We start from the raw sequence: 641 nt of genomic DNA on the forward strand, positions 1-641 counted from the left end.
CCTACGACTTGCTACCGAGTTTGCTTCGCAAACTCGCGCAACATATAGGGCGGCGTGCTACCGGGTTTGCTTGCTACAAACTCCCGTCCATAAGCAAAGCATAGGGGCAAAACCTATCTGCCGAGTTCTTTCAGAAAACTCGCCCTTCCCCGCAAGAGGAACGCGCATATTATAGAAGACAAATGCCCCTCCCCGCTACGATTCGCGCCCCGCGCGCCGATAGTATAAGGAACGATGCGCCGCGGGGAACGCGGGCGGCTGGCTTTGGGCGCTGCGGCGGGGCAGCGGAATGACCGTATGCCGCCGCATAAGCGGCGGGCGAAGGAGACTTTTATGAGCGACTATCAGTGGACGGTTCAGCTTACGCCGAACCTTTTGACCCCGGACGTGCCGAACGATTATGTGGCGCAGCTTCTGTCGCCGGGCGCCACGCTGCATAACGAGCAGCTTGCGGACAAACTCGTCGCCGCGCGCACGGAACTGCGGCGCGAAACAATCTTAAGCGTGCTCGCCGCGCGCGACCGGCTCGTGTGCGAAGCCCTTCTGCAGGGTTTTTCGGTGCAGGACGGCGTGCTGCACATAAGCCCGCGGATTCACGGCACGTGGACGGGCGAAATGCACCATTTTGACCCCGCCGCGCA

At 61.0% G+C, this 641-nt stretch carries 1 protein-coding gene; it reads left to right on the top strand.

All coding sequences use genetic code 11. The features are described 5' to 3' along the window. Positions 1–234 precede the first annotated feature (234 nt). Positions 235–641, top strand: a 407-nt coding sequence (locus tag AWU74_RS07275) for a DNA-binding domain-containing protein (protein ID WP_306701069.1), incomplete at its 3' end; no start/stop codon positions are given.

This window comes from Treponema endosymbiont of Eucomonympha sp., from assembly GCF_001028545.1.